This is a genomic window from Pseudomonas sp. HMSC066A08 (assembly GCF_001813025.1).
Lineage (GTDB): Bacteria > Pseudomonadota > Gammaproteobacteria > Pseudomonadales > Pseudomonadaceae > Pseudomonas > Pseudomonas aeruginosa.
The window spans coordinates 344,278-356,961 of record NZ_KV811371.1 but is presented as its reverse complement, the minus strand read 5'-3'; the positions used below and the strand labels follow the sequence as shown (position 1 = coordinate 356,961).

The window sequence follows — 12,684 nt, the reverse complement described above, 5'->3', positions numbered from 1 at the left end:
GGGAATCTTCAGCACCAGCGGGAAGCCCAGGCGCCGGGCCACCCGCTGCCAGTCCTGCGGGCGTTCCTTGTAGAGGATCTCGGTGAGCGGCATGCCCAGTTGCCGGCAGCCGAGCAGGTCGGCGAGGTAGACCTTGTTGGTGCAGCGCAGGATCGATGCCGGGTCGTCCATCACCACCAGGCCTTCGCGCTCGGCCTTCTCGGCGAAGCGATAGGTATGGTGGTCGACCCGGGTGGTCTCGCGGATCAGCAGGGCGTCGAACTCGGCCAGGCGCGCGTAGTCCTTGCGTCCGATCAGTTCGACGTCGATGCCGAGGCTGGCGCCGACCCGCACGAAGTTGGCCAGCGCCTGCGGGTTGGACGGCGGCAGCGCTTCGTCGGGATCGTGCAGGATCGCCATGTCGTAGCGCGCCACCCGCCGCGAACGCGGCATGCGCCAGGCGCGCCGGCTGAAACCGTCGAGGGCGTCGGCAAAGACGTCCTCCTGGTCGCTGCGCAGGCGGTTCAGCACGCCAGGGCGCACGCCCTCGATATGCCAGCCCTGCTGGCGACGGAACTCCACCAGCAGGATCGGGCAGGGAAAGGCTTCGAACAGCTGGCGGGCGAGGTCGGCCAGCGGCTCGAACTCGGTATGGCCGAAATACAGGGTCAGGGTGAAGCCGTCGGTAGCGCCATAGGGCGTGCGGCACAGCGCCTTGTCCAGGGCCTTGTCGAGGCCGCCCAGGGCCAGCCCGTAGACCGACTTGCGAGCCAGTTCGCTGATGCAGCGCAGCGACGGGATCACCCGGTGGCCACGGGCCTCGGCCAGCAGCGAACAGTAGTAGCCGAGGCCGAGGTACTTGTAGCCGCGGCACAGGTTGATCACCTGCACGCGCCGGCCGCCGTGGTCGCGCGCCGATTGCTCGAGGTATTCCTGGGCGGTGAGGACTTCCTCGCTGGGCAGGTAGGAGGCCCAGTCCTCGCGTCGCTCGACGACGATCATCAGGCGGCTGCCGAGGTCGGCGAGAGCCGGCGGTCGGGGTTGCTCGACAGGGGTCATGCGGAGCGACCCGTCGAGGGTGGCTAGCGAGGCTGCTGACATGAGTGGCGGTATCCTCTGAATGACGGTACCTGCCGTTCTAGACCTGCCGGCGCCTCCTGTCGCGCCTCGTTACGCAAGCTTTACGAGCGCCGCCGCCAGGCGCCGGCGCGGCAACCGGCCAGGGCCGCCGGATGCCGCGCCGCGAGTGCCGAGGAGCATTTTTACGCTGGCGTTGCGCGCTCGTCAGGCCAGGCTGTCGAGCACCCCGCCGTCGACCCGCAGGGCCGCGCCGGTGGTCGCCGAGGCCTGGGTCGAGCAGGTGTAGACCACCAGGTTGGCGACTTCCTCGGGCGTCGCCAGGCGCTGGATGATCGAACTGGAACGGTGCTGCCGGACAAAGGCGGTGCCGGCCTCTTCTATGCTCTGCCCGGCCTTCTGCGCATCCTCGCGGAGCATCTCGGCGACGCCTTCGGTGAGGGTCGGTCCGGGCAGCACCGCATTCACCGTCACCCCGGTGCCGGCCAGGCGCTTGGCCAGGCCGCGCGACACCGAGAGGTTGGCGGTCTTGCTGAAGCCGTAGTGGATCATGTCCGCCGGGATGTTCAACGCCGACTCCGAAGACAGGAACACCACCCGTCCCCAACCGCGCTCGACCATCCCCGGGACATAGGCGCGGGCCAGGCGCACCCCGGACATCACGTTGACCTCGAAGAAGCGGCTCCACTCGGCGTCCTCGATGTCGAAGAAATCCTTCAGCTCGAAGATGCCCAGGTTGTTGACCAGGATGTCCGCCTTCGGCTCGGCCGCAACGAAAGCCGCGCAGCCTTCCGCCGTCCCCAGGTCGCCGGCGACGCCACGTACCCTGGCATCCGGCTGGCCGTTCCGGATCGCCGCGATCGCACGGTCCACCGCCGCCTGGCTGCGTCCGTTGACCACCACGGTGGCGCCGGCGGCGGCGAGGCCGCTGGCGATGGCGAAGCCGATGCCGGCGGTGGAACCGCTGACGATTGCCAGTTTGTCGCTCAGATCGATCTGCATGGGAGTCTCCTGTCGAGTGACGAACCGCTCAGGAACGCGGCTCGGGGAACAGACGACAGCCTAGACCAACCAGCGTTCCGTGCCCGTTCCTGGCCTCAGAGACGCAGGCCGAGGTTGATCATCGCCGCCGAATTGCCCAGCAGCACCAGCTCGCTGCCCACCGGGCCGAAGCGAACGCCCACCGAGGGGATGATCGCCGGCGCGACGCCGAAGCGGTTCAGCGGGATCTTGTCGCGGTATTCGCCGCGATAACCCTGCAACAGGCCGCCGGTGAGCTTCAGGTAGACCGGGTAGCTGTCACTGTCGAAGCGCTTGCCCAGGTAGGCGTAGTTGGAGCGCTGGCTGAACGAGTTGCGGAAGGTCGCGCCGCCGGCCAGCACGCCATCGGCGCGGTTGTATTCGAGGCCGAGCAGGTCCTGGTGATTGTTGTGTTCCGGGTCCGGGTTGAAATGCCGGGTGTAGACGCTGGTCTGCAGGTACCAGAAGTCGCCGTCGTCGGCAGCCCAGGCAGGTGCGGCGAGCACGGCCAGCAGGCTGAGGATGAGATAGCGCATGTGGACTCCAGGCGGCCGTCGCCAGGGAAGGAAGGCAAGACGTGACGGCTTGCGCCTCGCAGCGTGAATTCTGCTGAACCCGGCCTGAATCGGGCCTGAACGAAGCCTGAACAGTTTCTGAACGAACCGTCAGAAAACCCCGGAATGGCTCAAGAACGGACCTTGGCGAAACGTTCGGAAAACCGAACGCCATGCCCCGAAAATATTCGGAAGAGCGGACGAAAGGCCATTTCGGGGCATTTTCATCCAAATTTAATTTCTTTTACTTTCAAACAGTTAGGTTAAAAAAAGCCGGATTTCATAAGCTGGCATGCATCCTGCCACTACACTGTTCGGCAAGCACGATACTCTCGTGGCTTCCCCCGCCGGGGAAAACCGCGAAACACCCTGTCCCGGAGAGGCCAGGCGCTCGCGGCTCAATAAAAATCAAAACAAGTCGAGGAAGAAATTCATGCGTATCGCTCCCAGTCTGCTGAGCACCGCCATCGTGGCCGCTCTGTTGTCCGCTCCGGTCGTCGCTGACGAGCTCACCGGCACGCTGAAGAAGATCAAGGAAACCGGCACCATCACCCTCGGTCACCGTGACGCTTCGATTCCCTTCTCCTACCTCGGCACCGAGCCGGGCAAGCCGATCGGCTACTCCCACGACCTGCAACTGAAAGTGGTCGAGGCGGTGAAGAAGGAACTCAACCTCCCCGAGCTGAAGGTCCGCTATAACCTGGTCACCTCGCAGACCCGCATCCCGCTGGTGCAGAACGGCACCGTGGACATCGAGTGCGGCTCCACCACCAACAACGAAGAGCGCCAGAAGCAGGTCGACTTCTCCGTCGGCATCTTCGAGGTCGGCACCCGCCTGCTGTCGAAGAAGACCGCCAACATCAAGGACTTCGACGACCTCAAGGGCAAGAACGTGGTGACCACCGCCGGCACCACCTCCGAGCGCCTGCTCAAGGCCATGAACGCGGACAAGAAGATGGGCATGAACATCATCTCCGCCAAGGACCACGGCGAGTCCTTCATGATGCTCGAGTCCGGCCGCGCGGTGGCCTTCATGATGGACGACGCGCTGCTCTACGGCGAAATGGCCAAGGCCAAGAAGCCGGACGACTGGGTCGTCGGCGGCACCCCGCAGTCCTTCGAGATCTACGGCTGCATGGTGCGCAAGGGCGACGCGGCGTTCAAGAAAGTGGTCGACAAGGCCATCACCGATACCTACGCCTCCGGCGAGGTCAACAAGATCTACGACAAGTGGTTCACCCAGCCGATCCCGCCGAAGGGCCTGAACCTCAACTTCCCCATGAGCGAAGAGCTGAAGAAGCTGATCGCCAGTCCGACCGACAAGGCCGCCGAGCAGATGTAACGAGCGCCTGGCGCTCCTCCCGGAGCGCCAGCGCTTCGCGCGTCGCCCCCGCCTTGCGGCGGGGCCTCGGGGACGCGGGAGAGGCCTGCCCTCCCCAGCCGTCTCCCATGGAAGAGCAGCGTCGCCGGCCCGCACGGCCGCGCCGGCGCCTGCCTTCCCCGCCAGTGTCTGCAACCGATTGAACCGAGGGGAAACCCCAACATGAATTACAACTGGGACTGGGGCGTGTTCTTCAAGTCCACCGGGATCGGCAGCGAAACCTACCTCGACTGGTACATCGCCGGTCTGGGCTGGACCATCGCCATCGCCCTGGTCGGCTGGATCATCGCCCTGGCGCTGGGCTCGCTGCTCGGCGTCATGCGCACCGTGCCGAACCGCCTGGTATCGGGGATCGCCACCGCCTACGTGGAAATCTTCCGCAACGTGCCGCTGCTGGTGCAGCTGTTCATCTGGTACTTCCTGGTACCCGACCTGCTGCCCGAGGGCCTGCAGACCTGGTTCAAGCAGGACCTCAACCCGACCACCTCGGCCTACCTCAGCGTGGTCGTCTGCCTCGGCCTGTTCACCGCCGCGCGGGTCTGCGAGCAGGTGCGCACCGGCATCCAGGCGCTGCCCTACGGGCAGACCTCGGCGGCCCGCGCGATGGGCTTCCGCCTGCCGCAGATCTACCGCCACGTGCTGCTGCCGCAGGCCTTCCGGATCATCATCCCGCCGCTGACCTCGGAGTTCCTCAACATCTTCAAGAACTCCTCGGTGGCGTCGCTGATCGGCCTGATGGAGCTGCTGGCGCAGACCAAGCAGACCGCCGAGTTCTCCGCCAACCTGTTCGAGGCCTTCACCCTGGCCACGCTGATCTACTTCACGCTGAACATGAGCCTGATGCTGATCATGCGCCTGGTGGAGAGAAAGGTCGCCGTACCGGGCCTGATCTCCGTAGGAGGTAAATGATGGACTTCAGTGGAATCGTTCCCGCCCTGCCGAGCCTCTGGGAAGGCATGCTGATGACCCTCAAGCTGATGGTCCTCGGCGTCCTCGGCGGCGTCGCGCTGGGTACCGTGCTGGCGCTGATGCGGCTGTCGCACAGCAAGTTGCTGTCGAACATCGCCGGCTTCTACGTCAACTACTTCCGCTCGATCCCGCTGCTGCTGGTGATCACCTGGTTCTACTTCGCGGTGCCCTTCATCCTGCGCTGGATCACCGGCGAGGACACCCCGGTGGGGGCGTTCACCTCCTGCCTGGTGGCCTTCATGATGTTCGAGGCGGCCTACTACTGCGAGATCGTCCGCGCCGGCATCCAGGCCATCCCGAAAGGCCAGATGGGCGCCGCCCAGGCACTGGGCATGACCTACGGGCAGACCATGCGCCTGGTGATCCTGCCGCAGGCGTTCCGCAAGATGACCCCGCTGCTGCTGCAACAGAGCATCATCCTGTTCCAGGACACCTCGCTGGTCTATACCGTCGGCCTGATGGACTTCCTCAATTCGGCCCGTTCGCGCGGCGACATCATCGGCCAGGCCAACGAGTTCCTGATTTTCGCCGGCCTGGTCTACTTCGTCGTAAGCTTCACCGCCTCGTTCGCCGTCAAACGTCTGCAGAAAAGGTTAACCGTATGATTTCCATCAAGAATGTCAGCAAGTGGTATGGCGACTTCCAGGTCCTGACCGACTGCTCCACCGAGGTTGCGAAAGGCGAAGTGGTGGTGGTCTGCGGGCCGTCCGGCTCGGGCAAGTCGACCCTGATCAAGTGCGTCAACGCACTGGAACCCTTCCAGAAGGGCGACATCGTCGTCGACGGCACCTCCATCGCCGATCCGAAAACCAACCTGCCCAAGCTGCGCTCGCGCGTCGGCATGGTGTTCCAGCATTTCGAGCTGTTTCCCCACCTGAGCATCACCGAAAACCTGACCATCGCGCAGATCAAGGTACTCGGCCGCAGCAAGGAAGAAGCCACCAAGAAGGGCCTGGCCCTGCTCGAGCGCGTCGGTCTCAAGGAGCACGCGCACAAGCACCCCGGCCAGCTCTCCGGCGGCCAGCAGCAGCGCGTGGCGATCGCCCGTGCGCTGGCGATGGACCCGGTGGTGATGCTGTTCGACGAGCCGACCTCGGCGCTCGACCCGGAAATGGTCAACGAAGTGCTCGACGTGATGGTCCAGCTGGCCCACGAAGGCATGACCATGATGTGCGTGACCCACGAGATGGGCTTCGCGCGCAAGGTCGCCAACCGGGTGATCTTCATGGACCGCGGGCAGATCGTGGAAGACTGCGAGAAGGAGGAGTTCTTCGGCGACGTCAGCGCCCGCTCCGAACGCGCCCAGCAGTTCCTCGCCAAGATCCTCCCGCACTGATGTACCCGCCCTCGCCGGCCCGCCCGGCGGGGGCCTGCTCCACCCTCGCCTGCGATAACAATAAATAGGGAAAGCCCATGCAAGCTGTGCTCTTCAGAACCCTGTCCCTCGGCGTCGCCATTGCCGCCGCATCCTCCTCGGCCTTCGCCGCCACGCTCGACGGCGGCGCCGTCGCCGCGCCCGACGAGTACGGCGCCAAGGTCGCCGCGCAGATCCTCAAGGCCGGCGGCAACGCGGTGGACGCCGCGGTGGCCACCGCCTTCACCCTGGCGGTTACCTACCCCGAGGCCGGCAACATCGGCGGCGGCGGCTTCATGACCCTGTACATGGACGGCAAGCCGTACTTCCTCGACTACCGCGAGGTGGCGCCGAAGGCCGCGAGCAAGACCATGTACCTGGACGACAAGGGCGAGGTGATCGAGAACCTCAGCCTGGTCGGCGCCAAGGCCGCCGGCGTGCCGGGCACCGTGATGGGCCTCTGGGAAGCCCACAAGCGTTTCGGCAAGCTGCCCTGGAGCGAGCTGCTGACCCCGGCCATCGGCTACGCGCAGAAGGGCTTCAAGGTCGCCGACAAGCAGTTCCAGTACCGCCAGGACGCCGTCGCCCTGTTCAACGGCAAGACCAATTTCGGCGACTACTTCGGCCACATGAAGGCCGGCGAGGCGTTCCTCCAGCCGGACCTGGCGAAGACCCTGGAGCGTATCGCCGACAAGGGCCCGGACGAGTTCTACAAAGGCCATACCGCCGACCTGCTGGTGGCACAGATGCAGCAGGACAAGGGACTGATCACCCACCAGGACCTGGCCGACTACAAGGTCAGGTGGCGCGAACCGATGCGCGTCGACTGGCAGGGCAACACGCTCTATACCGCGCCGCTGCCAAGCTCCGGCGGGATCGCCCTGGCCCAGTTGCTGGGCATCAAGGAAAACCGTGCCGCCGACTTCAAGGGCGTCGAGCTGAACTCCGCGCGCTATATCCACCTGCTGGCGGAGATCGAGAAACGCGTGTTCGCCGACCGCGCCGACTACCTCGGCGATCCGGACTTCTCCAAGGTCCCGGTGGCGCGCCTGACCGACCCGGCATACCTGAAGCAGCGTGCCGCCGAGGTCAATCCGACGGCGATCTCGCCGACCGAGAAGGTCCGTCCCGGCCTGGAACCGCACCAGACCACGCACTTCTCCATCGTCGACGCCGACGGCAACGCGGTGAGCAACACCTATACCCTCAACTGGGACTTCGGCAGCGGCGTGGTGGTCAAGGGCGCCGGCTTCCTGCTCAACGACGAGATGGACGACTTCAGCGCCAAGCCGGGCGTGGCCAACGCCTTCGGCGTGGTCGGCAGCGACGCCAACGCCATCGAACCGGGCAAGCGCATGCTCTCCTCGATGAGCCCGAGCATCGTCACCCGCGACGGCAAGGTCAGCCTGGTGGTCGGCACGCCCGGCGGCTCGCGGATCTTCACCTCGATCTTCCAGGTGCTGAACAACATCTACGACTTCCACCTGCCGCTGGAGAAGGCCGTGGCCGCGCAGCGCGTGCACCACCAGTTGCTGCCCAAGGACACGATCTACTACGACGCCTACGCGCCGCTCGCCGGCAAGGTCGCCGAGGAGCTGAAGGCGATGGGCTACACCCTGGAGGACCAGGGCTGGAACATGGGCGATATCCAGGCCATCCGCGTCGACGGCAAGGTCCTGGAGACCGCCTCCGATCCCCGTGGCCGCGGCGTCGGCCTGGTGGTGAGACCCTGACAGGACGGCGGGCGGCCGACGCCGCCCGCGCCTGATTGCGTGCAACGACGATAACCCTACCAACCTACCGACACGAGATATCGCCATGAAGCCATTGCTCCACGCGTTCGCCCCCGGTGTTATGGCCCTGATGCTCCTGCTGCCGCAGGCCGCCCAGGCCAAGGAAGTCGCACCGCAACAGAAACTGTCCAACGTGGTCATCCTGGCCACCGGCGGCACCATCGCCGGCGCCGGCGCCAGCGCCGCCAACAGCGCCACCTACACCGCCGCCAAGGTACCGGTCGACCAGTTGCTGGCCAGCGTGCCGCAGCTCAAGGACATCGCCAACGTCCGCGGCGAACAGGTGTTCCAGATCGCCTCGGAAAGCTTCACCAACGAGAACCTGCTGGAACTGGGCAAGACCGTCGCCAAGCTGGCCGATAGTGACGACGTCGACGGCATCGTGATCACCCACGGTACCGACACCCTGGAAGAGACCGCCTACTTCCTGACCCTGGTCGAGCACACCGAGAAGCCCATCGTGGTGGTCGGCTCGATGCGCCCGGGCACCGCGATGTCCGCCGACGGCATGCTCAACCTGTACAACGCCGTGGCGGTGGCCGGCGACAAGTCGGCACGCGGCAAGGGCGTGCTGATCACCATGAACGACGAGATACTCTCCGGCCGCGACGCGAGCAAGATGGTCAACATCAAGACCGAAGCGTTCAAGAGCCCGTGGGGTCCGCTGGGCATGGTGGTCGAAGGCAAGAGCTACTGGTTCCGCGCACCGGTGAAGCGGCACACGGTGAACTCCGAGTTCGACATCAAGCAGATCTCCGCGCTGGCTCCGGTGGAAATCGCCTACAGCTACGGCAACGTCAGCGACACCGCCTACAAGGCCCTGGCCCAAGCCGGCGCCAAGGCGATCATCCATGCCGGCACCGGCAACGGCTCGGTGCCCGCGCGCGTGGTGCCGACCCTGCAGGAACTACGCAAGCAGGGCGTGCAGATCATCCGCTCCTCGCACGTCAATGCCGGCGGCTTCGTCCTGCGCAACGCCGAGCAGCCGGACGACAAGAACGACTGGATCGTCGCCCACGACCTGAACCCGCAGAAGGCGCGCATCCTGGCCGCGGTCGCGATGACCAAGACCCAGGACAGCAAGGAGCTGCAACGGATCTTCTGGGAATACTGAGTGAACCCTTCCGGCGCCGCCTGCCGGCCGTGCCGGAAAACCGCCCGCTCCGCCGCCCATCGTGGCGGCGGGCTGGCCTAGCCGCGACGACTGTGATGGAATCCCCCGACCCGCCCTGCAGCGTACCTCCGTCACTGACCGTGAAGCCCCGCCTCGTCCGCCAGTTGCTGCTCCCCATTCCCCTGCTCCTGCTGATGCTCGGCTTCGGCTACGGCGGCTACCGGGTCAGCGAGAGCGCCGGCATCCGTGCCCTCGCCGAGAATGGCGAACGCCAGCTGGAGCTGCATGCGCGTACGGTCGAGAGCGAGATCAGCAAGTACACCTACCTGCCCAGCCTGCTGGAGCTGGAGCGCAGCGTCAGTCACCTGCTCACCGACCCGACGCCATACCGTCGCAACCAGGTCAACGCCTACCTCGAAGGCCTCAATCGCCGCGCCGGCAGCCGCGCGGTGTACCTGCTGGACACCAACGGCCGGGTCCTGGCCACCAGCAACTGGAGCGACCCGGACAGCTACCTCGGCGAGGACCTGTCGTTCCGCGCCTACTGGCAGGACGCGATGAAGGGCAAGCCGGGCCGTTTCTACGGCATCGGCAGCACCCGTGGCGAGCCGGGCTACTACCTGGCCCACGGCCTGGTCCACGGCGGCCGGATCATCGGCGTGGCGGTGGTCAAGGTGAAGATGGACGCCCTCGAGGAACGCTGGGAGAAGGCGCGCCTGGAAGCCTTCGTCAGCGACGAGAACGGCATCATCATCCTCTCCAGCAACCCCGCCCTGCGCCTGAAGGCGGTGCGCTCCCTGAGCGCCGACGACAAGGAGCGCCTGGCGCGCAGCATGCAGTACTACTGGTGGGCGCTGAACGAGTGGCAACCGCTGCAGCGCGAGCCGCTGGCCGCCGGTGTGGAAAAGCTCAGCTTCCCCGCCGATGAGCAGCATCCGCGCGGCGAAGCGGTCACCTACCTGGCGCAGACCCGCGCGCTGAACGACACACCGTGGAACCTGACCCTGCTCAGCCCGCTGGAAGACCTGCGCCGCGACGCGGTACGCAACGGCATGCTGGCCGCCATCGGTTTCGCCCTCCTGGCATTCCTGCTGATCGCCTGGAACGAGCGGCGCAAGGTACTCGCCACCCGCCTCGCCGCGCGCGAGGCGCTGCAACGAGCCAACGGCGAGCTGGAAGTGAAGATCGCCGAACGTACCGCCGACCTGCTGGCCAGCAACGCACGCCTGACCGCCGAGATCCACGAGCGCCAGCAGGCCGAGGACACCCTGCGCAAGGCCCAGGACGAACTGGTCCAGGCCGGCAAGCTGGCGGTGATCGGGCAGATGTCCACCAGCATCGCCCACGAACTCAACCAACCGCTGGCGGCACTGCGTACGCTCTCCGGCAACACCGTACGCTTCCTCCAGCGCGGCAAGCTGGAGACCGCCAGCACCAACCTCGCCACCATCAATGAACTGGTCGACCGCATGGGCCGCATCACCGCCAGCCTGCGCGCCTTCGCCCGGCGCAGCGACGACGCCGGCCAGGCCAGCCTGGCCAAGGCGGTGGACGCGGCGCTGCTGATCCTGCACGGGCGCCTGGAGCAGGACCCACCGACCCTGCACCGGCATTTCGACGACGTGCGCCTGGGCATCGACCAGACCCGCCTGGAGCAGATCCTGGTCAACCTGCTGGCAAACGCCCTCGACGCCATGAGCGGCCAGGCCGACCGCCAGCTCTGGCTGGAAGGCCGGCGCGAGGAGGAGCGCTACGTCCTGCGCGTGCGCGACAACGGCCCCGGTATCCCGCCGGCGGCGCGCGTCCACCTGTTCGAACCGTTCTTCACCACCAAGCCCGGCGAACATGGCCTGGGCCTCGGCCTGACCCTCTCGGCCAGCCTGGCCACCGCCGCCGGCGGCAGCCTCAGCGTGCAGCACCCCGAAAGCGGCGGAACCGCCTTTGAGCTGAGCCTGTCCCTGGTTCCCGATTCCCCGACTGCGAGTCCCGCCCGATGAACGAGTCGCTTTCCGTCCTGATCGTCGAAGACGATCCGCATGTCTTGCTCGGCTGCCAGCAGGCGCTGGAGCTGGAGGACATCCCCTGCATCGGCGTCGGCAGCGCCGAGGAGGCGCTGCAACGGGTCGACCGCGACTTCGCCGGCATCGTCGTCAGCGACATCCGCCTGCCCGGCATCGACGGCCTGACCCTGCTGGAGCGTCTCAAGGCCCTCGACCCGAGCCTGCCGGTGGTGCTGATCACCGGTCACGGCGACATCTCCATGGCGGTACAGGCGATGCATGCCGGCGCCTACGACTTCATGGAGAAGCCCTTCTCTCCGGAACGCCTGGTCGAGGTCGCCCGCCGCGCCCTGGAACAGCGCGGGCTGGCCCGCGAGGTCAGCGCACTGCGTCGCCAGTTGGCCGGCCGCCAGGACCTGGCGCAACGGATCATCGGCCGCTCGCCGGCGATCCAGGCGTTGCGCGAGCTGATCGCCAACGTCGGCGACACCTCGGCCAACGTGCTGATCCTCGGCGAGACCGGCACCGGCAAGGAGCTGGTGGCACGCTGCCTCCACGACTATAGCCGGCGCCACCAGCATGCCTTCGTCGCGCTGAACTGCGGCGGCCTGCCGGAGAACCTGTTCGACAGCGAGATATTCGGCCACGAGGCGCACGCCTTCACCGGCGCCAACAAGCGGCGGATCGGCAAGATCGAGCATGCCAACGGCGGCACACTGTTCCTCGACGAGATCGAGAGCATGCCGGTCAACCTGCAGATCAAGCTGCTGCGGGTGTTGCAGGAACACACCCTGGAACGCCTCGGCTCGAACCAGTCGATCCCGGTGGACTGCCGGGTGATCGCGGCGACCAAGGCAGACCTCGCCGCCATGGGCAAGAGCGGCCAGTTCCGTAGCGACCTCTACTACCGGCTCAACGTGGTGAGCCTGGAACTGCCGGCGCTGCGCGACCGTCGCGAGGACATCCTGCTGCTCTTCGAACACTTCCTCCAGCAGTCCTCGCTGCGCTTCGACCGCCCCGCGCCGGAACTCGACCGTGCCACCGTGGCCAGCCTGATGGCCCACGACTGGCCGGGCAACGTGCGCGAATTGCGCAACGTCGCCGAACGCTTCGCCCTCGGCCTGCCGGTGTTCAACAAGGGCGGACAGGCCGTACAGACCGGCGGCCCGCGCTTCGCCGAAGCGGTGGAGGCATTCGAGAAGGCCCTGCTGGGCGACGCCCTGGCCCGCCACCATGGCAACCTGACCCAGGCCAGCCAGGACCTGGGCATGGCCAAGACCACGCTGTTCGACAAGGTGAAGAAGTACGGCCTGCAATAGGGCCGTCGTTACTTCCGCGCCCGCCCGACAAGGCCGTAGCGACTAGATTCGTGATTAATAATCAATATTCTTGTTCCCTGCCCTGCGTTTTTCTTCCGAGTGTTCCCACGGATACTGCCGACCA

General features: G+C 66.2%; 11 protein-coding genes. 8 read left to right on the top strand and 3 right to left on the bottom strand.

Going from position 1 to position 12,684, the window contains the following annotated elements:
* The 3 genes from HMPREF2886_RS30180 to pagP form a co-directional block, all read right to left on the bottom strand.
* Nucleotides 1-1,080 (bottom strand): RimK family protein (locus tag HMPREF2886_RS30180; protein ID WP_079456358.1); only part of this gene is annotated, 1,080 nt, incomplete at its 3' end.
* A 183-nt stretch (nucleotides 1,081-1,263) separates the two neighbouring features.
* Nucleotides 1,264-2,058 (bottom strand): SDR family NAD(P)-dependent oxidoreductase, encoded by a 795-nt coding sequence (locus tag HMPREF2886_RS30175; RefSeq protein WP_003082773.1) that lies wholly within the window; start codon nucleotides 2,056-2,058, stop codon nucleotides 1,264-1,266.
* Nucleotides 2,059-2,153: 95 nt separating this feature from the next.
* Nucleotides 2,154-2,612, bottom strand: a complete 459-nt coding sequence (pagP, locus tag HMPREF2886_RS30170) for a palmitoyltransferase PagP (RefSeq protein WP_033968998.1) — start codon at nucleotides 2,610-2,612, stop codon at nucleotides 2,154-2,156.
* 451 nt (nucleotides 2,613-3,063) lie between these two features.
* On the opposite strand from pagP, the gene HMPREF2886_RS30165 reads away from it, so the two are divergent.
* From HMPREF2886_RS30165 to HMPREF2886_RS30130, 8 genes are all read left to right on the top strand, one after another.
* A complete protein-coding gene (locus tag HMPREF2886_RS30165) occupies nucleotides 3,064-3,972 on the top strand; it encodes a glutamate/aspartate ABC transporter substrate-binding protein (RefSeq protein WP_003082770.1) in 909 nt (302 codons plus the stop codon).
* 201 nt (nucleotides 3,973-4,173) lie between these two features.
* A complete protein-coding gene (locus tag HMPREF2886_RS30160; RefSeq protein ID WP_003082767.1) occupies nucleotides 4,174-4,920 on the top strand; it encodes an amino acid ABC transporter permease in 747 nt (248 codons plus the stop codon).
* A complete protein-coding gene (locus tag HMPREF2886_RS30155) occupies nucleotides 4,917-5,585 on the top strand; it encodes an amino acid ABC transporter permease (protein ID WP_003082765.1) in 669 nt (222 codons plus the stop codon). Before HMPREF2886_RS30160 ends, HMPREF2886_RS30155 begins: the two co-directional genes overlap by 4 nt.
* Nucleotides 5,582-6,316, top strand: coding sequence for an amino acid ABC transporter ATP-binding protein (locus tag HMPREF2886_RS30150; protein ID WP_003082761.1), 735 nt, complete (start codon nucleotides 5,582-5,584; stop codon nucleotides 6,314-6,316). The genes HMPREF2886_RS30155 and HMPREF2886_RS30150 overlap by 4 nt, the downstream gene beginning before the upstream one ends.
* A 77-nt stretch (nucleotides 6,317-6,393) precedes the next feature.
* A complete protein-coding gene (ggt, locus tag HMPREF2886_RS30145) occupies nucleotides 6,394-8,067 on the top strand; it encodes a gamma-glutamyltransferase (RefSeq protein ID WP_070748962.1) in 1,674 nt (557 codons plus the stop codon).
* Nucleotides 8,068-8,152: 85 nt separating this feature from the next.
* On the top strand, nucleotides 8,153-9,241 hold the full coding sequence (locus HMPREF2886_RS30140) for an asparaginase (protein WP_003104093.1): 1,089 nt from the start codon (nucleotides 8,153-8,155) through the stop codon (nucleotides 9,239-9,241).
* Nucleotides 9,242-9,336: 95 nt separating this feature from the next.
* Nucleotides 9,337-11,238, top strand: a complete 1,902-nt coding sequence (locus HMPREF2886_RS30135) for a sensor histidine kinase (RefSeq protein WP_070748961.1) — start codon at nucleotides 9,337-9,339, stop codon at nucleotides 11,236-11,238.
* Nucleotides 11,235-12,560 carry a two-component response regulator AauR gene (locus HMPREF2886_RS30130; protein ID WP_042165829.1) on the top strand — a complete coding sequence of 442 codons (1,326 nt, stop codon included), beginning with the start codon at nucleotides 11,235-11,237 and terminating at the stop codon, nucleotides 12,558-12,560. The genes HMPREF2886_RS30135 and HMPREF2886_RS30130 overlap by 4 nt, the downstream gene beginning before the upstream one ends.
* The last annotated feature ends 124 nt before the right edge of the window (nucleotides 12,561-12,684 follow it).